This is a genomic window from Hyphobacterium indicum (assembly GCF_003129605.1).
Taxonomy (GTDB): Bacteria; Pseudomonadota; Alphaproteobacteria; order Caulobacterales; family Maricaulaceae; genus Hyphobacterium; species Hyphobacterium indicum.
In genome coordinates this window covers 571685-594236 of record NZ_QBDX01000001.1, presented here as the reverse complement: position 1 = coordinate 594236, position 22552 = coordinate 571685, and the positions used below count along the sequence as shown (strand labels likewise).

The 22552-nt window shown below is 61.2% G+C and carries 25 protein-coding genes; 10 read left to right on the top strand and 15 right to left on the bottom strand.

Annotated elements, in window-relative coordinates; translation table 11 throughout:
* Positions 1-162: 162 nt before the first annotated feature.
* Genes DBR16_RS02945 through DBR16_RS02935 form a run of 3 tightly spaced genes read left to right on the top strand, consistent with a single transcriptional unit; the run spans position 163 to position 2842 of the window.
* The gene (locus DBR16_RS02945; RefSeq protein ID WP_109260030.1) at positions 163-1167 is read left to right on the top strand and encodes a calcium/sodium antiporter; all 1005 of its coding nucleotides are present in this window, start codon (positions 163-165) and stop codon (positions 1165-1167) included.
* A 13-nt stretch (positions 1168-1180) separates the two neighbouring features.
* Positions 1181-1552 (top strand): 6-pyruvoyl trahydropterin synthase family protein, encoded by a 372-nt coding sequence (locus tag DBR16_RS02940; RefSeq protein WP_109259727.1) that lies wholly within the window; start codon positions 1181-1183, stop codon positions 1550-1552.
* A gap of 18 nt (positions 1553-1570) precedes the next feature.
* On the top strand, positions 1571-2842 hold the full coding sequence (locus DBR16_RS02935) for a S41 family peptidase (RefSeq protein WP_109259726.1): 1272 nt from the start codon (positions 1571-1573) through the stop codon (positions 2840-2842).
* Positions 2843-3186: 344 nt separating this feature from the next.
* Here DBR16_RS02935 and DBR16_RS02930 read toward each other — a convergent pair whose 3' ends face one another.
* Together DBR16_RS02930 and DBR16_RS02925 are read right to left on the bottom strand one after the other, a co-directional pair.
* Entirely contained in the window at positions 3187-3612 is a 426-nt protein-coding gene (locus DBR16_RS02930) for a hypothetical protein (RefSeq protein WP_109259725.1), read from the bottom strand.
* Between the two features lie 148 nt (positions 3613-3760).
* Positions 3761-4792: an alpha/beta hydrolase gene (locus DBR16_RS02925; RefSeq protein ID WP_109259724.1), complete on the bottom strand. Its 1032-nt coding sequence runs from the start codon at positions 4790-4792 to the stop codon at positions 3761-3763.
* Between the two features lie 82 nt (positions 4793-4874).
* On the opposite strand from DBR16_RS02925, the gene DBR16_RS02920 reads away from it, so the two are divergent.
* On the top strand, positions 4875-5474 hold the full coding sequence (locus DBR16_RS02920) for a TetR/AcrR family transcriptional regulator (protein ID WP_161539388.1): 600 nt from the start codon (positions 4875-4877) through the stop codon (positions 5472-5474).
* A gap of 146 nt (positions 5475-5620) precedes the next feature.
* Here DBR16_RS02920 and DBR16_RS02915 read toward each other — a convergent pair whose 3' ends face one another.
* Positions 5621-6052, bottom strand: a complete 432-nt coding sequence (locus tag DBR16_RS02915; RefSeq protein WP_161539387.1) for a hypothetical protein — start codon at positions 6050-6052, stop codon at positions 5621-5623.
* A 115-nt stretch (positions 6053-6167) separates the two neighbouring features.
* Positions 6168-6587 (bottom strand): hypothetical protein, encoded by a 420-nt coding sequence (locus DBR16_RS02910; RefSeq protein WP_109259721.1) that lies wholly within the window; start codon positions 6585-6587, stop codon positions 6168-6170.
* Positions 6588-6949: 362 nt separating this feature from the next.
* Between DBR16_RS02910 and DBR16_RS02905 the strand changes: the two genes are divergently transcribed.
* Positions 6950-7933, top strand: coding sequence for a CinY protein (locus DBR16_RS02905; RefSeq protein ID WP_125184484.1), 984 nt, complete (start codon positions 6950-6952; stop codon positions 7931-7933).
* A 231-nt stretch (positions 7934-8164) separates the two neighbouring features.
* Here DBR16_RS02905 and DBR16_RS02900 read toward each other — a convergent pair whose 3' ends face one another.
* Positions 8165-8392, bottom strand: a complete 228-nt coding sequence (locus tag DBR16_RS02900; RefSeq protein WP_109259719.1) for a hypothetical protein — start codon at positions 8390-8392, stop codon at positions 8165-8167.
* 109 nt (positions 8393-8501) lie between these two features.
* Positions 8502-8711 (bottom strand): cold-shock protein, encoded by a 210-nt coding sequence (locus DBR16_RS02895; RefSeq protein WP_109259718.1) that lies wholly within the window; start codon positions 8709-8711, stop codon positions 8502-8504.
* Positions 8712-9193: 482 nt separating this feature from the next.
* On the opposite strand from DBR16_RS02895, the gene DBR16_RS02890 reads away from it, so the two are divergent.
* Complete coding sequence (locus DBR16_RS02890) at positions 9194-10942, top strand: alpha/beta hydrolase (protein WP_161539386.1); 1749 nt, start codon at positions 9194-9196, stop codon at positions 10940-10942.
* 59 nt (positions 10943-11001) lie between these two features.
* Here DBR16_RS02890 and phhA read toward each other — a convergent pair whose 3' ends face one another.
* Positions 11002-11913 carry a phenylalanine 4-monooxygenase gene (gene phhA, locus DBR16_RS02885; protein ID WP_109259716.1) on the bottom strand — a complete coding sequence of 304 codons (912 nt, stop codon included), beginning with the start codon at positions 11911-11913 and terminating at the stop codon, positions 11002-11004.
* A 134-nt stretch (positions 11914-12047) separates the two neighbouring features.
* Between phhA and DBR16_RS02880 the strand changes: the two genes are divergently transcribed.
* Both DBR16_RS02880 and DBR16_RS14205 read left to right on the top strand, forming a co-directional pair.
* Positions 12048-12392 (top strand): dihydroneopterin aldolase, encoded by a 345-nt coding sequence (locus tag DBR16_RS02880; RefSeq protein ID WP_161539385.1) that lies wholly within the window; start codon positions 12048-12050, stop codon positions 12390-12392.
* 331 nt (positions 12393-12723) lie between these two features.
* Positions 12724-12960: a BufA1 family periplasmic bufferin-type metallophore gene (locus tag DBR16_RS14205; RefSeq protein WP_407657706.1), complete on the top strand. Its 237-nt coding sequence runs from the start codon at positions 12724-12726 to the stop codon at positions 12958-12960.
* 58 nt (positions 12961-13018) lie between these two features.
* Here DBR16_RS14205 and DBR16_RS02870 read toward each other — a convergent pair whose 3' ends face one another.
* From DBR16_RS02870 to uvrC, 7 genes are all read right to left on the bottom strand, one after another.
* Positions 13019-13342 carry a hypothetical protein gene (locus tag DBR16_RS02870; protein WP_109259714.1) on the bottom strand — a complete coding sequence of 108 codons (324 nt, stop codon included), beginning with the start codon at positions 13340-13342 and terminating at the stop codon, positions 13019-13021.
* Positions 13343-13405: 63 nt separating this feature from the next.
* Complete coding sequence (locus DBR16_RS02865) at positions 13406-14011, bottom strand: hypothetical protein (protein ID WP_109259713.1); 606 nt, start codon at positions 14009-14011, stop codon at positions 13406-13408.
* Between the two features lie 78 nt (positions 14012-14089).
* Positions 14090-14482 carry a hypothetical protein gene (locus DBR16_RS02860; RefSeq protein WP_109259712.1) on the bottom strand — a complete coding sequence of 131 codons (393 nt, stop codon included), beginning with the start codon at positions 14480-14482 and terminating at the stop codon, positions 14090-14092.
* Between the two features lie 794 nt (positions 14483-15276).
* The gene (locus tag DBR16_RS02855) at positions 15277-16596 is read right to left on the bottom strand and encodes an ATP-binding protein (RefSeq protein ID WP_407657695.1); all 1320 of its coding nucleotides are present in this window, start codon (positions 16594-16596) and stop codon (positions 15277-15279) included.
* A 7-nt stretch (positions 16597-16603) separates the two neighbouring features.
* Positions 16604-17305: a response regulator gene (locus DBR16_RS02850; RefSeq protein ID WP_109259711.1), complete on the bottom strand. Its 702-nt coding sequence runs from the start codon at positions 17303-17305 to the stop codon at positions 16604-16606.
* Between the two features lie 62 nt (positions 17306-17367).
* Complete coding sequence (gene pgsA / locus DBR16_RS02845; protein WP_109259710.1) at positions 17368-17952, bottom strand: CDP-diacylglycerol--glycerol-3-phosphate 3-phosphatidyltransferase; 585 nt, start codon at positions 17950-17952, stop codon at positions 17368-17370.
* Positions 17949-19856 (bottom strand): excinuclease ABC subunit UvrC, encoded by a 1908-nt coding sequence (uvrC, locus tag DBR16_RS02840; protein ID WP_233347535.1) that lies wholly within the window; start codon positions 19854-19856, stop codon positions 17949-17951. Before uvrC ends, pgsA begins: the two co-directional genes overlap by 4 nt.
* Here uvrC and DBR16_RS02835 point away from each other — a divergent pair.
* The gene (locus tag DBR16_RS02835; protein WP_109260027.1) at positions 19855-20598 is read left to right on the top strand and encodes an SDR family NAD(P)-dependent oxidoreductase; all 744 of its coding nucleotides are present in this window, start codon (positions 19855-19857) and stop codon (positions 20596-20598) included. The genes uvrC and DBR16_RS02835 overlap by 2 nt on opposite strands.
* Positions 20599-20682: 84 nt before the next feature.
* The gene (locus DBR16_RS02830) at positions 20683-21723 is read left to right on the top strand and encodes a serine hydrolase domain-containing protein (protein ID WP_161539384.1); all 1041 of its coding nucleotides are present in this window, start codon (positions 20683-20685) and stop codon (positions 21721-21723) included.
* On the opposite strand, the gene proC is transcribed toward DBR16_RS02830, so the two are convergent.
* Positions 21720-22550, bottom strand: coding sequence for a pyrroline-5-carboxylate reductase (proC, locus tag DBR16_RS02825; RefSeq protein ID WP_109259707.1), 831 nt, complete (start codon positions 22548-22550; stop codon positions 21720-21722). The genes DBR16_RS02830 and proC overlap by 4 nt on opposite strands.
* Positions 22551-22552 lie beyond the last annotated feature (2 nt).

The window sequence follows — 22552 nt, the reverse complement described above, 5'->3', positions numbered from 1 at the left end:
AAATCCCGGCTAGACAGCAGGCCGGTCTGTCTGTGATTTATGGAGTCTGCCATGTATGCTCTCGTTGCGCTCGCCCTGCCCCTCATCGCCTTCGGCATCCTCAACTTCATCGATTACAAGCGTTTCGACTAAGCTGATTCTGCAGCAAGCGAGGCGGATATGATGGCAGTTGACGACTCCCTGTTGCTGGCTGGCGGCTTCGTGCTCGCCGGGATCGTGGTCCTGCTGTTCGGCGGTGACATGCTGATCCGCGGCGCAGCGGCGCTGGCGCGGCGGGCGAAAATCCCGGCGCTGCTGGTCGGGCTCACCATCGTCGCCTTCGGCACTTCGGCGCCGGAGCTGGTCGTCTCGGTCGATGCCGCCCTGTCGGGCGCGCCGGGCCTCGCGCTGGGCAATATCGTCGGCTCAAACATCGCCAATGTGCTCTTCGTGCTGGGCCTGCCTGCGCTGATCGGCGTGATCGGCACACAGACGCGCGGCGTGCGGCGCAATGCCATCTTCGCGCTTCTGGCCGGGGTGGCGCTGGTCGTGGTCAGCTATGACGGGTCGATCTCGATGATGGAGGGCGCGGTTCTGTTCGCGCTGATCTTCGTCTTTATCGGGCTGCTGGCGGTGTCGGCGATGCGCGCCAAGGATGATCCGCTGCTGGCCGAGGTGGCGGAGCTGGAAGAAGCGGCGGGCAAGGGCTCTCTGCCCGGCACACTCCTCGCCCTCATCGTGGGCCTGATCGCCCTGCCGCTGGGCGCGCATATCATCGTCACCGGCGGCACCGCCGCGGCAGGATTGCTGGGCGTGTCGGATGCGGTGATCGGGCTGACCGCGCTGGCCATCGGCACGTCGCTGCCGGAATTTGCCACCGTCGTTGCCGCCGTGCTGCGCCGCCAGGGCGATCTCGCCATCGGCAATGTGCTCGGCTCGAACGTGTTCAACGTCTTCGCCGTGGGCGGCGCGACCGGCCTTGCCGCCGGGCTGGCGAATGTGCCCATGCCGGTGCCGGACCAGTTCATGCGGCTGGATTTCTGGGTGATGCTGGGCGCCAGCGCGGTGCTCGCATTGCTGATTTTCGCGGGCCGCAATGTCGGCCGGCTGGCCGGGCTGCTTTTCTTTGGCGGCTATGTTGCGTATATCGCGGCCCTTGTCTGGCTGAACCCCATCCAGATGCTGTAACGCGCGCAGGCTGATGACCCATTCCCGGCTGGAAATCACGAAGGACTTCACCTTCGAGGCGGCTCACTATTTCGAGCATGAGGCGAAAGACCATCCCTTCGCGCGGCTGCATGGCCATTCCTTCGCCGGATCCGTGACGCTGGCCGGCGAGCCCAATGACAAGGGCTGGATCAAGGATACCTGGAAGATCGAGCAGATCGTGGCCGGCGTGGTAGCCGATCTCGACCACCGCCTGCTGAACGAGGTGGAGGGGCTGGCCAAGCCCTCGCTGGAAAATATCTGCGCCTGGCTGTTCGACCGCCTCGCCCCGAAACTGCCGGGCCTGGTCGCGGTCGAGGTCGGCCGCCCGTCCTGCGGTGAGCGGGCGGTTCTGCGGCGGGGCTAACTTACGAAAGCGCATTCCATGAATCTCCCCGGTATCCGCACGCTCTTCCTGTTGCCCCTGATCATCGCTGCTCTCGTCCCCGCCGCGACCGCCTTGCCGCCTGACGAAGCCAGTGCCTGGCGCGAAGACCTTGAGGCCTATCATGCCGGCCTCCTCGCCAACCATATCGACCCCTATCACCGGATCAGCGAAGCGGCGTTTCTGGCCGAGCTGGAGCAGCTCTCGTCAGCGCTTGATGATCTGACCGAGGACGAGGTCATTGTGCGGTTGATGGCGTTGACCCGGCGGATCGGTGACGGCCATACCAGCCTGCCGCTCTGGCGTCCCTACCCCATGCGGCGCTTTCCGGTGGAAGTCACCCTGATCGATGACATGCCCTATATCACCGGCATTGATGCCACGCAGGCACAATGGCTGGGCGCGAGGGTGATCTCGGTCGACGGGACGGCCGCGTCGGCAATCACACAGGCTTTGGGCGAGGTCGTGCCTTTTGTGGAAAACGAACATTCCCGGGCACGGCGCACCGGCGATTATTTCTCCGCGTCACAACTGCTCTCCGGATTGGGGTTTCTGAGTGATCCAGATCGCGCCAGATTCGCACTCGAACGCGATGGCCAGCATACCGTTCTGGCGCTCGCCGCTATGGATCGGACCGCGATTGACGGCACTGATTTCGCCCGCCTGGACATGCGCGATGAGGAGTATCTGACGTCTGCGATGATAGAAGCACCGGGCATCTATTATTCGTGGATTGCCGAGCAGAACGCCGGATATATTCGCTTTGATACCTATCCGGGCGAAGCCGACATGAATGCCTTCGCCGAGGCTGTGACCACTCATATCGGCGATCAGAATGTCGAGGCGCTGATCATCGATTTTCGCGGCAGTTATGGCGGCAATTTCTTCATGGGCCTACTACTCTCTTCCTGGTTGATCCTCGAAGACGGGCTGGACTGGCAAAACGGATTCTATGTGCTGACCAGCAATACGACCTTTTCGGCCGCCATGAGCAATTCGGCCCAGTTTTCCGACATCCTGAATGCCCGCAGAATCGGCCAGCCGACCGGCGCCAATCCGTGCGGTTATCAAGATATGGCCAGTTTCAGTCTGCCGAATTCCGGTCTTCTGATCACGACCTCGAAACGCCGCTACTGTTTCGCGCGCGTCGCTGGTGACACCTTGCCGCCGGACGTCTTGATACCGGTTACAATCGAGGATTACCGCGCCGAACGAGATCGCGTTATGGAATGGGTTCTGGACGATATCGGTTCGCGCCGCACGCCGCACTGACGTCTCTGCGCCAATGTCCGGTGTTGCGTAAAAGCGCGGCGGAATCTGGATCTGTGAAAAGGATATTCGCTTAAGGATCTGGGGAGATGGCGAAAGATCCGAACCATCTCATGGCACAGCCCCTGACGGCGTTGCTTCGGGGCCATGTCGCCGTCGGGGAAGAAATGCGCCAAACCTGCCTGGCCTCGTCGCTGTCGAAGTCGGCTGCCCAAGCTGCGGGGAGCGGGCGGTGCTCAGGCGGGGTTAGGCCCGGCTTTCACTCCTCTCATCCGAGTCTCCCTAAGGATTATCTGGAGGGCCTCATCAGGCTCGAGACCGCCCGACAAAAATGTAGCCGCCCGGCCTCAGCGCAGCGACGCTGTCCATTCCTCGGCCGGCGTTTCCAGGCACATGCCCGAAAGGGCGGTAAAGCCGGACGGGAAGGCCGGCGAGTCGAATGTGACGACCACCCTGCCCCATGTCTCATAGGCCTCGCCATTGGCGGCGATGATGGAGAAGGGGCAAGGATCGCCCGTGGTTTTTCCGGGCATGTTCGACGCCACCCAATAGCCGTCAAACCAGCCGGTCCGGTCATCAAAATTGCCGGCCAGGTCGCGGATAAAGAAGCGGCGCTCGATCCCGTCGGCCTGGGTCAGCAAGAGCACGGCATGGGTATCCAGGTCTTCGGCATAGATGATCTGGCCGGCGTCGGAGTCCCAGGCTTCATCGGCGAAAGCCGGGAAAGCGGCGAACAGGCCGGCCGCCAGGGCCGGGAAGACAAAAGAGCGCATGGGAAAACTTTCACGGTTAAAGAGACGAAATACTAGTCGCGACTCGGGCCCTGCGGGCAAGCCGGTTTATATCATCGGGCGATGTTGTGACCCTCCGCCCTGATGGCCGCACCGGCAATATCAGAAGCAATCCGATGTGTGCTGCCCCTCATTCCGGCTCCGCAAATTGCCGGGCGAGAAAGTCGAGCAGTGGCTCGGGGTGCGTGTTGAAGAAGCGGTAGGCATCAAAACGCTGGCCCGTTCCGAAGGCATGAGGGTGTTCCGGCCCGATCCAGACGATCTCGTTCTCGACCGTCGCGGCGGCCATGATCTGCTCGATATCATTGCGGCCGGTCTCCGGATCGAAGGTATAGCGGTCACGTTCGACCTGACTGAACAGGATGGGCACGGTTACGCTGGGCACGGTTTCCAGCGCATTGGCGAAGCCGAAACCGTATTGTTCCCGCTGCACGGCTTCCACCTGGTCGACCAGGTCGAGACCGGTGCGGGCACGGATAAACCGGTCGGTCATGTTGTCGGACAGGGTCGGCTGGTTGGCGACGAGGCCCCGGATCTGCGGGTGAGAAAACAACTCCGGTTCATTCTGCCAGGCCAGAAAGGTGGCGTTCGCTCCCATGCACTGGGACAGGAAGACAAGCTGGTCATCCCCGAAGGCGTCATGGCCCAGCACGTAACGCAGCGAAGCCACGACGTCCTGCCATTCCGTTACACCGGCGCCGACCGGCGCCTCTGTTCCCCGGGCCAGCGCGCCGAGCCCGCCATCGCTTTCACCCTGCCCGCGGTGATCATAAGTGATGATATTATAGCCGGCATCGTGAAGGTGGCGCAGCATGGGCAGGAATTCCGCCGAAACGCCGTCCAGCCCCTCGACGGAGCCATAACGCGTTGTGGTCAGCGGATGATTGACGATGACGGTGCGGTCCGAGGGCCGCGGCGCCGGGATTTCCCAGGCGCTGAGGCGGATATTGTCGTCGGTGAGGATATCCACGTCGCGATAGGCCATGCCATGGTCTTCGGGTGTTTCCGGTAGATCGAGCCGCTCCGGCGCAACGCGCATGGCGACAATCCGGTCAACGAGGAAGTCGTCCCGGACGCCAAACGGATTGGCAAACCAGACAAAGGCCAGAAGCCCCGCCACCAGCGCGACGGCGATCCCGGAAAATTTCAGCGCGTTGATCATTCTTCCCACCTTATGTTTACACTGTAAATATATGCCTAGATCAGGGTTGCGGCGCCGTCAAGAAAAAGTTTACAGTGTAAATATGGATGATCACGCAACCGCCAGATCCGGCTATCACCACGGTAATCTGAAAGAAGCACTGCTCGAGTCGGCGCGAAAAATTCTCGAGGAGTCCGGTCACAGCGCCCTGTCCCTGCGGCAATGCGCGAAAGCCGTTGGCGTCAGCGCGACGGCACCGCAGAATCATTTCGGCAACAAGAGCGGCTTGCTGACGGCGCTTGCGACACAGGGCTATGCCGAGCTGGTAGCGCGCATGCGGTCTTCCCTCCCGCCCGATGCCAGCCGTGCCGAGCGCCGGTCCGCCGCCCTGCAGGGATATGTCGCCTTTGCGCTGGAGAATCCGGCGCTTTACGAATTGATGTTTGCGCGTGACCGGGTCCTTGCCGATGACCCCGCGCTGCTGGAACAGGTCGGGGCGTGTTTTGCCGTGCTGGCGGATACTTCGCAGGAACTTGGCCTCTTTCCTTCAGGCGACCCGAACCTCGAGGCTAGGGAACAGGTTTTTGTCTGGAGCCTCGTACATGGTTATGCGCAGCTCGCTACCGCGGGCCGGTTCAAGAAGGAGGCGATGAAGGGGATGGATATCCTGTCGATCTTTCCCGAGGGAAATCAGACGGGTTAACCGGCAGGCGCCAGACACGGCGCGGTGGACGTCGGCTGCCAGTGCTGCGGCGGGGGCAGAGGCGGATTTTTCCGCCATTGCATGCCGGTTTCGACGATTTGGGTCATCCAGATCGCCGGTTCGAATCCCGCCCCTCCCAAATGGAACTAGGACGGATCGGCCCAAGCCTCGTCCGTGAAGTCGCCGCCGCAATTTCCAAGCCTGATGATGAACCCGCTTGGGTAAGCAGGATGGGCGAACTCCACCTGCACATCGCCCCAGAGGTTGGATTGCAGACCGTCGGCGCCGGTTCTCTCCGTCGCACATTCACCGGGAGCGGATTCAATCCAATAGCCATTGAACGCACCGCGTTCGGTGGTGTTGCCCGCCAATCCGGGCAGGTAGATATAAACCCGGCTGCCGGGGTGTCCGCCCGCCATGGAAAGAAGGGCGACATCGCCAATGTCTTTCTCATAGACGATCTCGCCATACTGAGCAGAATTCCAGCTCTCATCGGCCAAGGCAGCTGCCGGCAGCATCCCGCCGATCACGAGGGCGGTTAACAGGGGAGTCTTGTATCCCAATCTTGAATTATACATATCGAACTCTCTTACTTTCTCCGCCTGGACGAAACGTATTCACGCGAGACGAGTCATCAGGCGAACGGAAATCTCGGGGTGAATCACCTGTTACAGAACAGGCTTGTCCCTTCGATTATTCGACAGTCACGACCCAAATGAGCTCGTATCGCGAGCCGTCGCCTGTCATGGTTTGTGTGTAGGTTCCGGCCTCGGTCCGGTTGTATTCGTAGATGCCGATCAGATCGTCACTCGAAAGTGAATCGCTCTCAAACAAGCTGACCGACCCGGCGACCGTGGTATCGAGGACAATGCCTTCAGGAACCCAAGTATCACCTGACCGGATGACATAGTTATTGTCCGGATATCGGGAACCATCGCTAAATTGGAGGTATATTTGATCTTCATTGCTGCCAATTGTTGTGCTGATGGCAGTTACTGATTGAAGTCGCAGTATGGGGCGCTGCTCCTGAAACTCTATGCCGGGCGTGGCACAACCAGACACAAAAAGTACCGACCCGAGTATTGTGCCTTGAATAAATGTATTACGAAACATTATTAAACTCCATATATTCTAAATTTCTGTTTTATTAAATACATTTTGACTGTATAGGGTATTTTATTTATAGCAAGCTCATAGGCATGCCCGTCTCCGGGAAAGCCCTCCCCAGCCTCGCACAGGGCCGCCGGACGCGGATTCCGAAGCGGGCGTCCGCCCAACCCGCGCACGTCGGGACCCGCTCGCCGTCGTGAATCGAGGCAAGATGCGTCGATCAAAATACTGAAATAATAAGGGGGCGTTCTTTATTTTGACCGTTCAGAATGAACTGACAATTTTTATTTTATTTTATTTCCATGAAAACGACGTTGCTGCTATGAATGTAAATTCAGGGGGACGGTATGATTTTCAATCAACACATGACTGTTTTTAAATTAATCGCTGTGGCGAGCGCCATCGTGATCTCGACCGGATTCGGGACGATCAACAGCGGTGGCCAGAATTCCGAACACGGGCGAATAACCCGTCACGCGCTGGCTTGCGACGGCGCATCACCGCCCTCCGCATGTTTCCAGTCCGACACCCTGGATTCGCTCGCCGGCAGCCGCGGAAATTTCGGCGCTGTCGGGGCGCCCGACCGGGGCCGGGGCATGCTGACGTCCTTCGCGCATTGCAGCGCGGGGGATTATTTCGACACTCCGGGCTATCCGCGCAGCCGGTCCGAGGCCGAAGCTTCGCTGCGGGAATGCCGCGATTACATGCTCGAGAACATACGCCACGCTGTTGTTGATGCAGCGGACCTGCTGGATGATGACGGGGAGATACGCTCCAGCCAGATTCCGTCATATATCTCTTGCGTCTATGCGGGTCAGGAACATGGCCGTGCGAAATGCAACGTACTGGCCCATCTCGGGCGCATCCTCCATGCCAGTCAGGATTTCTATTCCCATTCGAATTGGGTGGATCAGCCCGATCCGGCGCAACCCGTTGCGATCGAAAATCCGCCGGGTCTCGGCAATACCGGCCGGGCGCCCTGGCTGGATTTGCGTGTTGCCAATCCGGCCTTCCCTTCCGGGCTGGTTTCGGGTTGTTTCGACATGGCGTCATTCGCCAGCGAGGATACCGGGTGTCTATACGGCGATGAGGGTGCTGGAACCCACCGGCTGCGGCATCTTGATCTGAACAAGGACACTGGATCAATTGATCCGCATATTGGCGAAGGAACGACAGTGCGCGGCGCCATCGGTGATAATTTCGAACGCGCTGTGATGGCCGCCATCGAGGATAGCGCTGACAAGTGGGTGACGTTCCAGGAGATGCTTGTTGTTGCTTATGGGCAGGAACGGGCTGCGTTAATGATCTGTGCGATCACTCACGATGACCCCGTCGATGACTGTAGCTGAGGCGTAATTCCAGGCGAATGCGAAATCGTAAGAAATTCGCCGCTGTCCGCTCCATTGGTGAATTTTGCGTGTCCGCTTCCCGGATACGGAGCTGACGGCCGCAGCGCGCCGGTCACTCGGGCTGTCCGAGGGCTCCGCTCCCGGCACGCGCGCCAGCCTTCAGACAAGGGACTGTGAGAGCGTCAGACTCTCACAATAACAGACAGTCAGGCAGAGGCTTGTGCGCCGCTGTTACCTGGCCTTGCGTGGACGGGCCGGCTTTGACGGCTTTTTGGAAGCGGCCGCCCCGGCATTCTTGTCCCGGGCCAGCCTTTGCTGGCGAAGCTTGGCGGACAACGCCGCGCGTTCTCCGGATTCCTCGCGCAGAATATCGCGGACCGCCGCATCCGTAATATCGGCCTTTGTCTGCGGTTTCTTCGCTTCCACCGAAAAGAATGAATCATAATTTTTGCCGGGCATTTGCGGGGCCTTTCTCCGGGATGGGGATAAGCGAAAGGCCGGGGCATGCCCCGGCCTTTCGGACGAATTCCGCTTGTGCCAGGCGGACAGGCCGCCCGGCGAAGACGGATCAGGCCAGGACGAGATTGTCGGCCGCATTCTTGCCGGAACGGCTGTCCTTGACGACGTCAAAGGTCACTTTCTGACCTTCGTCCAGCGAGTGAATGCCCGCGCGCTCAAGTGCCGTTGCGTGCACGAAAACGTCGGTCGAACCATCTTCCGGCTGGATGAATCCAAAACCTTTGCTGGAATTAAAAAATTTCACGGTTCCTGTTGTCATAGCAATTTCCTTTCAATTGATAACAGAATTGGCAAGCTCCCGGCCATGAGGCCGAAAACCACGAGTCGAATTTGGAAGGGAAAAAGCCATGAAGGCGGCAGGCCGTCCTTCAGGAATAATCATCTAACCAGTACGATGGTCGCATTATAGCGCCCCGATTGTGTCCGGATTGTGGCGGGCGGAATCACCGCGAAAATTCTGCGCTCTGGCGTCCTAAGGTCCGCCTGTCCGGGTTACGCGAAGGAGCAGATGGAAAGCCGCGGCGTTCGAGGCAGGCCGGTCGGTCCACAGCTAGTCACCAGGAGGGTTTCTATCCTGCGCATCAATGACTCAACTTGGGGTGCAAGGGGAAACAAGCCACCAGAGATCGCGCGCTGCGTCGGTCTTCCCCCAAACTGCGCATTTGCATCGCTTGGCGACGGATTTTTTCAGCTTCAACGTTACCTGTCTGAATGCAAACCGCGAACCGGAAGGGTGAAATTATGATCCACGTGCAGCGAGCTTGTTCCAGCGTGACACTAAAGCTGCTCGCCATCTTGATGTTGCTGGCTCCAACTTCGGCTGCTTCCGCGCAGAACGCGACGACAACACATGTCTATACGCAAGCCGCGACGGAAAACGGTCCCCTTCCGCTGGAGCTCGACATTCATCGACCGGATGCGGGCTGCAGTAGTGACTGCCCGCTGATCGTCTTTATTCACGGCGGCGGCTTTGTCAGCGGTTCAAAGGATCTGGCCGGAGTCATAGACTTGCTTCAGGACGCATTGGCAGCTGGCTACGCCGTCGCCGCGATCGACTACCGCCTCGCCGGAGACCGTCCGGTACTGGCCTCGGCAACACTCGGCTTTCTGGAAACCGTGCTCTCCACATCGCAGTGGCAACTCCTGAATGCCAACAGCGGTGCAGGTCGCCAGGCCCGCGCAGCGATCGGAGCGATCGAGGATACCGAAGCGGCGATCGGCTGGCTCGCGGCCAATGCGGGCGCGATGGGGATCGACACCTCCCGTGCCGTGCTCTGGGGCGGATCTGCCGGTGCCGGAACATCGCTGAATGTGGGTTACGGCCAGCAGGAACGCGGTGTCACCCTCCCCGTCGACCTGGTCGGCATTGTCGATTATTGGGGTGGATTGCAGCCCTTCTTCACAATGGAGGCAAACGACATTCCGCTGATGGTCGTGCATGGAAACGCCGATCAGACGGTCGCGTTCCAGAACGCCCTCTCCCTCGCTGCTGCTGCACAAGCAACGGCGACCGATATCTGGTATCTACCGCTTGACGGAGTCGGCCACGGCCTATCCACAGTTCAGCCGCGAACGCGTACCGTTCGGGACGTTACTGTCGCTGACCACACGGTGGCATTTCTCGATGCGGTATTCGGTCGCGCCGGGACAACCCGCTCACGTTGCCTCGCAGATCGGCAACAGCTGTGTGACGACGCTGCATTCGGGCCGCCTTCAATTGCCGCTTCACTCCTGCCGGGAGCCCGTTCGGTTCCGGCTGGGCAGCCGGCGACCGCTTTCGCCTCCGTCGTAAATGCGGGTCAGCAGACCGCCGAGAATTGCCGGTTGAACATGTCGGATGGCGTGGACGCTGCGTTCGCCTTTCAGACAACCGATACGGCGAATATGCCGATTGGAACGCCCAGTACGCCTGTTGACGTGCTGCCAAGGCTGTCACAGAGCTTCGTCTTCAGCCTGACGCCCAGATCGGTCTTCGTGGGCCAGAGTGTGCATATCGATTTTACCTGTGAGGCCGGCGTGCAGGCAGCACGCATTCCCGGTCTCACCGATTTCGTGCTGTCATCCGATCCGGGAGCGCCCGACCTTCTGGCTATCGGCGTAACGCCGACATCAGACGGTGTTATCAGAATTCCTGGCGACGGAAACCGGATCGGATTTCTTTCGGCCGCAGCCGTAACGGTCGGTGCCAGCGATCCGGTAACCGTGACCGTCAGCGCCGATACCGGCGGTCAGGATTTGCCGGTGTCGCTGGAGGTTTGCGAGACCGACAGTCAGGGCTTGTGCACTTCAAGCCGTACGCCCAGTCCATTTGCCGTTGTTTTCCATCCTGATAATCCGCGCCTGTTCGCCGTTTTTGTGCGCGCAAACGAAGGGGCAGACATGCCTTTGGCCGCAGCAGACCGGCGCGTATTTCTTCGATTCAGTAGCGATGCCGTACCGCGATCTGTCACTAGTGCGGCGATTGCGTCACCCCTGACCAATAGCCATTAGCGGATCAGCGACCGAAGCCCCGGACCGGCAGTGCCGCAGTCCACGTCAATGCCTGCCCCCTACACCTGCGGCGCGTTTTCCCATCGCCCGCCAGCGTCGGCGTATTCCTGCGTGCCCTTGTGGATCACGTTATCGCCGTCAGTCGTGGCGCGGGCGGGGATGTCGCCCTGCCCCTTGATGCGCTCGTAGAGCGGCGCGAAATCCTGCTTCACCGTGTCGTCCAGCAATTGCTGGAAACTGTCGATGACGAAATAGGTCTGCTGGAAATCATCATAGCGGTATTGTGTGCGCATGATGCGCTCGATGTCGAAACCGATGCGGTTGGGCGAACGGCCCTCCAGCGAGAAGACGCTTTCCGAATAGGATGAGACAATGCCGGCGCCATAGATTTTCAGCGCGTCACCCTGTTTGATGAGGCCGAATTCCACCGTGTACCAGTAGAGCCTGGTGATGTTTTCCAGCGTGCCGAATTCCAGCGCGCGCAGGCCGCCGCGGCCATAGGCGGCCATGTAATCGGCAAAGGTCGACAGGCCCAGCAGCGGGGCATGGCCGAAGACATCGTGGAAGATGTCCGGCTCCTGCAGGTAATCGATCTCGTGCGGCTTGCGGATGAAGCGGCCGACCGGGAATTGCCGGTTGGCGAGATGGGTGAAGAAGGGCTCGTCCGGGATCAGGCCCGGCACGGTGACGAGCTTCCAGCCGGTCAGGGCTTCCAGCTTCGGATTGACCTCCCGGAAGTCGGGGATCTTTGTATTGTCGAGGCCGAGCGCGTCGAGCCCGTCATAGAATTCCCTTACCGCCCGGTTGCCCAGCATGCCGGTCTGGCGGTTATAGAGCTTGTGCCACATGGCATGCTCTTCATCGGTGTATTCATCCCAGCACTGGTCGATCGTGTAATCATCGCGCACCTGACCGGCCTCGACCTGGCGCTGGACGACCGGATCTGATGTGGGGACGCGTAGCTCGACCATGTGAGCCTCCGATTAGTTACATTTGAAACTAACCTAATGGTTTCGTGACCCTGCGCCAAGGCCGCTCTTGCTTGAAACACTGCCTTATCCCGCCTATGCACAGCGCCAGAAACCAGCACCGGGACCCCGCCGCCATGCCGCAGATGGAAATCGAAATCACCGCCTTGCGCGTGCCTGTTGCACTGGGGGTTCACGATTTTGAACGCAAGGCGCGCCAGGATGTTACGGTCGATCTGGTGATGACGCTGAAATCCGTGCCGGCGAATGATTCCATTGGCGAGACGGCGCATTATGACGAGGTCGCCGCTGCCGTGCAGCAGACGGCTGATCTGAAACATTATGATCTGATCGAGACGCTGGCCCTGGCCATTGCCGAGCGGGTGAAGGCCTTCCCGGATGTTGCGCGCGTGACGGCGACGGTTCACAAGACACCGCGCACTGTTCCGGCGGAGCGTCTGTCAGCGCGGGTCTCGCTCTGAAAATATACCCCTGCACAGAATATGAATTTATGGTAAGGATGCCCGCCGCCGGAATAATTTCTTTGGCGAGTCAAGGAAGGGAAGACTTATGCGTACACGTTTGATGCTTACCGCTGCCCTGCCCGCGCTGGCCCTGATGGCCTGCTCTTCGGGTGAAGAGGCTGCGACTGACGACACGATGATGGATGAAGCCGAAGCCACCATGGAAGATGCGGCGGATGCCGCTGGCGATGCCATGGATGATGCCGGCGATACCGCTGGCGACATGATGGACGATGCCGGTGACGCCGCTGAAGCTGCCATGGACGATGCCGGTGACATGGCCTCGGATATGGCCGACGAAGTTGAAATGGCCATGGACGACATGGACACTGACGGCATGGAACAATGCTATGGCATTGCCCTGGCTGGCGAGAATGATTGTGCGGCCGGCCCCGGCACGTCGTGCGAAGGCACATCGACGATTGATTATCAGGGCGATGCCTGGACCTATGTCCCGGAAGGCACCTGCGAATCCATTGAAACGCCGTTCGGCAACGGTTCGCTGACGCCCGTCGACCGCCCGTAAGCGGTTCTGAATTCTGTTCTGACGATGCGCCGCCGTGGTCTCCACGGCGGCGTTTTCGTTATCCGAAGGCCTTGTCGATCTTCGATTTCGGCTTCACGGCCGACATGAACAGGCTCGCCACGATCGCGATGATAATGCGCGCGATGATGGTGAAGAAGAGGAAGGTGATCTGCTGATTGGACAGGAAGAGCCGGACCAGATTGTTGTACCGGTTGGGCAGCGCGGTATGGGTCAGCCAGTCCTCGACCTGATCGGCCCAGTTCAGGATCCAGTTGAGCAGGTCCGGTGCATACAGGCCGAGCGTGACCAGCATGGCGAGGGCGAGGATAAAGGCCAGGAACAGCGTGGCGCTGACAGAGCCGACACGGCCAAGAATAAACATGGATTTCCCCTTACATGACGCCAGGACGGCACAAGTCTAGCACATCTGCATGAACCATGCCTGTCAGAGATCGGTTTCGTGAAGCAGGGTATAGGTGAAGCTGTTGCCGTAAATCTCTTTCGCCCGCCGCGCGAGCGTCATCAGGATATCGAAATCGGTGGGATCGGCGATGACCTGACAACCGGCCGACCAGCGATCAACCTGTGTCGACCGCCGCGTGGCGCTGGCGCGGTGGATGTTGATCCCGGTGGCATTGGTGAAGACATTGCCCGCGTCGCGGTCGATCGTGCCGTCCTCATTGCGGTCGCGCCAGGTCTGCAGCACATAGCCCGGCTTCTGGCAGATCGCGTCATATTTGCCCTGATGCTTGCGGATCATGTGGGAGGAGCGGTACTGGCCCTCCTTCAGAACCGCCGTGCCATCGGGATGCGACAGGGTCTGCAAATGGGTCAGGCCGGGATCGGTGGTGCAGGCAAAGGCATAGAAGGCCCAGTCGCCATGCGCGGCGTCCCTGTAGGAAACCGTCAGCCAGTCATCGAAGGCATTGGCTTTGGTCTCCGCCGACCGGATACCGACGATGTTGAGATCAAATCCCTTCGCGTTGCCGAATATGACATAGCCCTTGTCTGTCATGGCGTTATGGATGGCGGTGCGGTCCGGCCGGTTCATGGGCAGTCTCCTGTCAAAACAAAACGGCCAGCCCGGAGGCTGACCGCTTCATTATCCCTGAAGGGTGAGTGGTGCGGATTATTCAGCCGGTGGCGTCGGAGGGGTCGGCGCTTCGTGGCCGCGTCCTTCAAGGATAGAAATCGTGATCATGGTGCCGTCATCGGACCAGCCATCTGTCTGCCAGCTGCCGCCGGCATCCAGATCTTCATTCCAGGGTCCACAACTGGTTTCGGCACCTGCGTCGGGCGGCGGAGTGATGCAAAGCTGCTCGTCAAACGCCCATGTGGCGCCGGTGCGGCCAAGACTGTCGGAATAGACGCCGCCGGCGTCAAAATAGACATCGAAGCCTTCGCCGGCATCATTGACGATGATCCGGACGGTGTTGCCCACGGCATTGTCCATGCCATTCGCAAAAGCGGCACCCGACGTCATCAGGCCCAATGCGGCAGCGGTGAGAATAAACTTTTTCATGCAAATCCCTTGTCGTTCCTTGCTCGCTCCCCAGCGCGACGGAGGGATTTAACCACGGGTTAATCCGGATATAAAGCCTGTCTGGCGAAGAATTTATGCTGCACTCGCGTCATAAGAGAGGCACAGACGGCCACGAGCGCCGCCTTATTCGCGCCGCATGATGGGCGAAACAAAGTCCGCTGCGCTCAGCTGCCATTCAGCCCTGACAGGGCAGTTTCCCATGTGTGCGCTCCCGGTTGCGGTGCCCCGAAACCGGTTTCCGGCTCCACCCTCCCTCGCAGGGGCCGGATGCAGGCAGACGGGCACCGCAGCCACTTTCACCCTCCTCCTTGAAGCGGAAGAATTGGTGCGATCTGACCACGGGGGCGCACACTTTTCTCCGATGCTCAGGCCCCTCCGGGCCTTCGCTCCTCGCTAAAGCTGCGGGCGCGCGGTCGCGCTTGCGAACCCGGACGGGTTCGAGACGCTATCCTTTAGTTTCCGCTGCGCGTGGCCCGGGCTGCCGAGTTTGCCGATGGCGCGGCGGGCGAAGTGATGGCGATAACAGCCATGCCGGTAATTACCCCCCACCCCTACCCCTCCCCACGGTGGGGGAGGGGAAAGTGTTGGCAGCGCCGGCGTCTTTTCCCTTCCCCTTGATGGGGAGGAAAGACGGCGAAGCCGTCAGGGTGGGGTGACCTTAGCTGCTTCCCCGTCATCCTCGGGCATGCCCACCCTTGTGAAAGCGGGGGGCCGGAAAACCGCTAAAGATGCTTCGACCGGAGCATATCGAATAATCCGGAGGGTAATCTCCGCTAAGCCAGCGGCAGGCGCATGACGGCGCGCAAGCCGCCCAGCGGGCTGTCGGACAATTCCACATCGCCGCCATGGCCACGGGCGACATCGCGGGCAATGGCGAGCCCGAGGCCGACCCCTTCGCGGTTCATATTGCGCGCCTCATCCAGCCGCGAGAAGGGTTTGAACGCTTCCTCGCGCTTGTCCGCCGGGATGCCCGGCCCATTGTCATCAACAATGATTTCCAGCCGCCGGTTCAGCCGCCGGACCGAGACCTCGCACTGCGTGCCATAGGCGCAGGCATTGGCGATGAGATTGGCAATGCCGCGCTTCAGCACGCCGGGGCGGATATTGGCGCGGATATCCGCTTCCGCTTCCAGAGCGATGGCGGGGTCCGCGCGGCGTGCCGCCTCCACGGTTTCGGTGACCAGGGCGGAGACATCGGCCTCGACGGTTTCCTCGCTCACCTGGCCGCGCGCAAAGGCCAGATACTCCTCCAGCATATGTTCCATTTCAGCGACATCGCGGATGGCATCATCGCGTTCGCTGCCCTCCGGCATCATGGCGAGCTGCAGTTTCAGGCGCGTCAGCGGCGTCCGCAAGTCATGGCTGACCCCGGCCAGCAGCGAGGTGCGCTGGTCCAGATGGCGTGTGATGCGCTGGCGCATGTCGATAAAGGCGTGCGCAGCCTCCCGCACCTCGCGGGCGCCGGCGGGCTTGAAATCGGTGTCGTCCTCGCCGCGGCCAAAGCGTTTGGCGGTGTCGGCAAGGCGCCGGATCGGCTTGACCTGATTGCGGATGAAAATCACCGAGACCAGGCTGAGCAGCGCCGTCGCTCCGAACAGCCAGAGCAGGAAGATATGCCCCGTGGTGGCGAAGACGCGCTCGCGCACGGCAATGAAGCGCAGCACCCCGGTCTCCGTCTGGACGCGGATATCGACATAGGCGGGATAGCGCGTGGTGTCGAACCAGACCGGATTGTCCATGGCCGCGGTCAGGGAGCGCCGCAGGGTGCGGTCCAGCGTCCGGAAAAAGGAGGAGCGGCGCGAGGTGGGCAAGACTTCGCCCTCGCGGAAATCCACCGAGAGCTGCATGTTGCGGTACGCATTGTCCGCGAGCATGTCGAAGGTGGATAGGTCGCCGCTGCTCTGCTCGAACAATTCCGTCATCATGGCGACATCACCGGCCACGCCTTCCGAGAGGCGCTGGGTGACGGTTTCCCAGTGTTGCTCGAAAAAGGCCCAGGCAATCAGCCCCTGCATGACCGCGACGGGCACGACGAAGATCAACAGGGACCGGCCAAACAGGCTTTTCGGCAGATATCGTTTCAACGGTCCCAAATCGGTGTCAGCCCTGATCCTCGAAAATCGCCTCGGCGATCAGCTTGTATCCCTCACCGCGAATGGTCTGTAAATGAAGCGGCTGGCGCGGATCAGCTTCCAGCTTGCGCCGCAGCCGGGTCATCTGCACATCCACGGCGCGTTCGCCGCCGCCGGTCAGCTCGCACAGATCATAGCGCGACACGGTCTGGCCCACTGCGCGGGCCAGCGCTTTCAGCAGGGTTTCCTCGCCGCCGGTCAGACGCACGGCCTCACCATTGCGGGTCAGCGCGCCATTGCCGATATCGAAGCGGAAATGCCCGAACCGGACCTTTTTCGGTTCGAGTGCGGCCGGGCGCGCGCGGCGCAGGATGGCATTGATCCGCAGCACCAGTTCTTCCGGCTCGAACGGCTTGGCCAGATAATCATCCGCCCCTAGTGACAGGCCCCTGATGCGGTCTTCGGCCTCGCCGCGGGCGGTGAGCAGCAGGATCGGGGTTTCGCGGGTTTCGCGGACAATCCGGGTCAGCTCGAACCCGTCCATGCCGGGCATCATCACATCCAGCACGATGAGATCATAATCCATGGACCGCATCTTCGCCTGCGCCTTCGATGCGTCGGCAGAGGTAGAGACGCGGTAGCCATGCCGCGACAGGAAGCGTTTCAGGAGGTCACGGATGCGGTCATCATCGTCCACGACCAGGATATGGGTATCGGAAATCTCTGTCATGCTGCGTCCTTGCCGCTGTCTGCGGCGGCTTATAGCTCTCTAACACCCAAATTCGGGATCACTTATCCCGACGAAGTCTTTCGCATCGCCCAGAGATAGGTCAGGCCGGTATAGAGGCTGAGCGCGGCGGCGATCCACAAAAAGACGATCCAGGCTTCATAGGCCCAGACACTGTCACCGCGCACCAGGAAGATGAGGGCGAAGAACCAGGCGATCATCAGCATTTCCACGGCGGTCTTGACCTTGGCGGCGAGGGAGACCGGCACCGGCACGCTTTCCTTGCCCAGGCGCGACAGGCGGATCGCCGTGATGACGATATCGCGCGACAGGATGACCGCGACCGGCCAGCTCACCAGCCACAGGCCCGACCAGATGGCGAAGACAATCAGGAAAGCGCCGACAAACACCTTGTCGGCCATCGGATCAAGCAAAGCGCCGAAGGCGCTGACCTGCCCCAGGCGGCGCGCCAGCCAGCCATCCAGCCAGTCCGAAACCGCACCGCCGATAAACAGTGCCAGCGCATAGGACCACCAGCGGATCAGGCCTTCATTGTCGGCGGCATTCAGCCCCCACCACAAAAACAGCGCGCCCAGTGGTCCGGCGACGAGACGGAAAGCGGTGAGAATATTGGGCAGGGTAAAGATCATTGCTGGAACCAGTCATGAATGCGTTTGGCCATGGCGGCGGAGACGCCCTCCACGGCTTCGAGATCGGCAAGCGCGGCGCGTTCCACCGCCTTGGCGGAGCCGAAGTGCGCCAATAGTGCTTTCTTGCGTGACGGGCCGATGCCGGGAATGGAATCGAGCGGATTGTCGCGCAGTGTCTTCTGACGTTTCGCACGATGGCCGCCAATCGCAAAGCGGTGGGCTTCATCGCGCAGGCGCTGGAGATAATAGAGCACGGGATCATTCATAGGCAGTTTGAACGGCGCTTCGCCCGGCAGGTAGAAGGCTTCGCGCCCGGCATCGCGTTCCGGCCCCTTGGCGATGGCGGCGACCGGCACATCGGTGATGCCCAGCTCTTCCATCACTGCCATCACGGATGAAAGCTGGCCCTTGCCGCCATCGATCAGCACCAGATCCGGTACCGGCGCGCCCTCCTCCCGCTCCCTGAGCAGACGCGAGAAGCGGCGGCGCAGCATGGCGGCCATCATGGCGAAATCATCATTGGTGGCGGCATCATCGCCCTTCATGTTGAAGCGGCGGTAATGGGTTTTGGAAAACCCTTCCGGCCCGGCGACGATCATCGCGCCCAGCGCATTCGTGCCCTGGATGTGGGAATTATCATAGACCTCGATGCGCCTTGGCGGTTCGTCCAGCATGAAAACCTTGGCCACGCCCTTGAGAAGCCGCGCCTGGGTGGCGCTTTCCGACAGGCGGCGGCCGAGGGCTTCGCGGGCATTGCTACGTGTGCGCTCGACGAGTTTCTTCTTTTCCCCGCGCTGCGGTGTCATCACCGTGACCTTGCGGTCAGCGCGCAGGGTGAGCGCCTCGCCAATCAGTGCGGCCTCCTCGACCGGATGCGAGGTCATGATCAGCGCCGGGGCCGGACGGTCATCATAGAATTGCGCGAGAAAGGCGGCGAGGATTTCCGATGGCTCGGCCTCGGCTTCGTGTTTCGGGAAGAAGCTCTGATTGCCCCAGTTCTGACCGGCCCGGTAGAAGAAGACCTGGACACAGGATTTACCACCCTCCTGGGCCAGCGCCACGATATCGGCTTCTTCCACGCCTTCCGGATTGATGCCCTGTTCGGTGGTCACCGCCGCAATGGCACGGATACGATCACGCAATTTCGCGGCGGCCTCGAAATCCAGCGCCTCGGAGGCGGCCGCCATCTGGGCACTCAATTGCTCGCGCAGCGCATTGGACCGGCCGCGCAGGAACGCCTCGGCTTCATCGACCAGTTCCTGATAGGCCTCCGGCCGGACCAGATCGACGCACGGGCCGGCGCAGCGCTTGATCTGATAAAGCATGCAGGGCCGGGTGCGGCCTTCATAGACGCTGTCGGTGCAGGTGCGCAGGAGGAAGGCTTTCTGCAGCGTGTTGAGCGTCGCATTGACCGCCCCGGCACTGGCAAAGGGGCCGAAATACATACCCTTCGCCTTGCGCGCGCCGCGATGCTTGCGGATCTGTGGCGCCGCATGGTCGGTGCGGATCAGGATGTAGGGAAAGGATTTGTCATCGCGCAGGATGACATTGAAGCGGGGTTTGAGCCGCTTGATCAGATTGGCTTCCAGCAGCAGGGCTTCGGTTTCGGTCTCGGTGACGACAAATTCCATCGACCGCGTCAGCGCGATCATCAGGGCGATGCGGTTATTGTGTCCGCCCCCCTTGGCATAGTTCGAAACCCGGTTTTTCAGGTTTTTTGCCTTGCCGACATAGAGGATATCACCATCTTTGCCATACATGCGGTAGACGCCGGGTTTCGCCGGCAGCCGCTTGACGTAAGATGCAATCACCTCTGGTCCGGTCAGGCCGGCTGTCCCCTCTTCGGGCGGGGCCGCTGTATCTTCCGCGACGGTAGGGGGACGGGCTGGCCGGGAGGCTTTCATGGGATCTAAAATCGCTCTGGTTACCGGCGCTGGCAAGCGCTTGGGCGCAGCCATTGCCAAAGCACTGGCCACAGACGGTTACAAGATATGGGTGCATTTCAACCGCTCTGCCGGCGAAGCGGGCCGGACGGTGGAGGATATCCGCACGGCAGGGGGCGAGGCTGAGGCGGTCCAGTTCGACCTTGCCGAGACCGCCTCCCTGCCCCAGCTGGTCCGCGGGCTTGGCCGGATCGACGTGCTGGTCAATTCGGCCTCGGTCTTCGATCATGACACGGCGGACCGGCTCGATCCGGCAGACATGCAGCGCATCCTCGATATCAACCTGGTCGCACCCTGCCTTCTGGCCTCGGTCATGGCGGAAGCCCATAGCGGCCGCAATTCGGGCTGCGTCATCAATCTGCTGGACCAGAAACTGTTCAATCTGAACCCGGATCATTTCAGCTATACGCTGGCCAAGGCCGGGCTGCATGCCGCCACCGAGACGATGGCGATGCAATTTGCACCGCGTGTGCGAGTGAATGGCATCGCGCCGGGCCTGACCCTGCCGGCTCCGGATATGAGCGATGCCGCGTTTGAGGCCGCTCACAAAAACAACCCCATGCAGGGTGGCTCAACCCCGGACGATATCGTCCGCACGGTCCGCTTCATCCTCGCCAGTCCGGCAATGACGGCGGAAACCATCCTCGTCGATGGCGGCGAGCATTTGATGCGCCGTCACCGGGACGTGTCGAAGGGCGGTTAATCCTCACCGCCTTGTGAATTGAACGGCACCGATCCGGCAGGCAGCATCCCCGGCATGGCCAGACAAGCGGCCCGGGGAGATTCTATGCGTATCGTCTTCATCATCTTGCTGGGATTTCTCGCCTCTGCAGCCGCCATGGCGCAGACGGAGAGCGCGCAGGCGTTCGAGATTGATTGCGACGCGGCGGCAACCTACAGCGACCGCTATCGCGGTGAGGCGGTGGTGGTTGTGCATCGCGGCGTGGTGGTCTGCGAACACTACCGCAATAGCGAGCCCGATGAGGCCTGGGAGCTGGCCAGTGGCGTGAAGAGTTTCACGGCGGCGATGGCCGCCGCGGCGGTGGAAGACGGTCTGTTGACGCTGGACGAGCCGGTCGCGGACACGCTGACCGAATGGCAGGATGATGAGCGCCTGTCGCAGATCACCATACGGCAACTTCTGTCTCTGGTGAGCGGTATTCACGTGGTGCAGGACCGCTATGTCTCATACGAAAATGCGGTCCGTTCGAATGCGCGGAATGATCCCGGCACCCGTTTTGCCTATGGCCCACGCCCGTTTGCCGTCTTCGGCGAGGTGATGCGGCGAAAGCTGGAAGCGGCGGGAAGCGACATGTCGCCGGCCGACTATTTTCGCTCGCGCGTGCTGATCCCGATCAATGCCGATGTCGCCTCCTGGTCGCATTTCGAAGGCGACCCGCTGCTGTCCGAAGGCGTCGAGATCTCACCCATGCACTGGGCGCGCTTTGGCTATCTGGTGTCACAGGGCGGGGAGATTGGCGGAACGCGCCTGCTCGATGCCGAGGCCACTGCCGCGATGTTCGAGCAACGCTATATGCGCATGTATGGCATGGGCTGGTGGATACATCATGAGGGCGTCGAGCCGCGCAGCCGCTTCCGCACGGCCCGGGGCGGAATTGCCGCCGCACCCGCAAACTTCCCGACCGTCTACGCCGCCGCCGGGTCTGGCGATCAGCGGCTCTTTATCCTGCCGGATTATGATCTGGTCGTGGTGCGCATGACGCGCGGCGTGCGCATACATCGCGAATTGCAAGGCGATGTCGGCTTTTCCGGCCAGCTTTTCCTGCGCGCCCTTCTGCCGGGCATTCCACCCAGCTCCGAAAGCTAGCGGTTCGGGTCGCTGAGCTGACGCGAGCGGCGTTCGGCGGCGTTGACCGCGCGGCGCATCAATTCCGGCAGGGCGCTATTGCCCATCATCACATCGAGCGCCGCCTGTGTCGTGCCATTCGGCGAGGTCACCTGACGCCGGAGTTCCTGCGGGGTGAGACCGGACGCCTTGAGCAACTGGCCCGCACCGGTCAGCGTGTTGGCCGCCAGCTTCTCGGCGAGCTCGCGCGGCAGGCCCTCATTCTCGCCAGCGCCCGCCAGGGCTTCGGCGAGCAGGAAGAAATAGGCCGGGCCGGAACCGGAGACCGCCGTGACCGCATCCATCATGCGCTCATCCGGAATCCATTCGACCGCCCCGCCGACTTTCAACAGCTTCGTGGCGTCGGCCTTGCGCGCCTCGCCCGCCTCATTGGCCACGGCGACGATGATGCCGGCACCGATGGCGGCGGGCGTGTTGGGCATGGCGCGGATGATCGGGCGGTCGCCCAGCGCCTCGGTCATGGTGCGGATGGTGACGCCGGCCATGACCGATATGATGGCGCAGCCCCCGGGCAGGACCTTGGCGAGATCGCCGGCGATCTGGTGGAAGATTTGCGGCTTCACCGCCAGTACCACCAGCGAGACATCCTTCGCCATGCGCGGCTCCAGCGCGTCCACGCGCTTGAGGTCATGCTCGCGGATCAGCTCCGCCATCCCGTCAGTGGGATTGGGCGCGCAGATAATCAGGCGCGAGGGGTCGAGCTTTCCCTTGCCCCGCAGCCAGCCAGAGGCCAGCGCGCCGCCCATGCGGCCCGCTCCGATGAGGGCAATGCGTCCATCCGTGGTCAAGG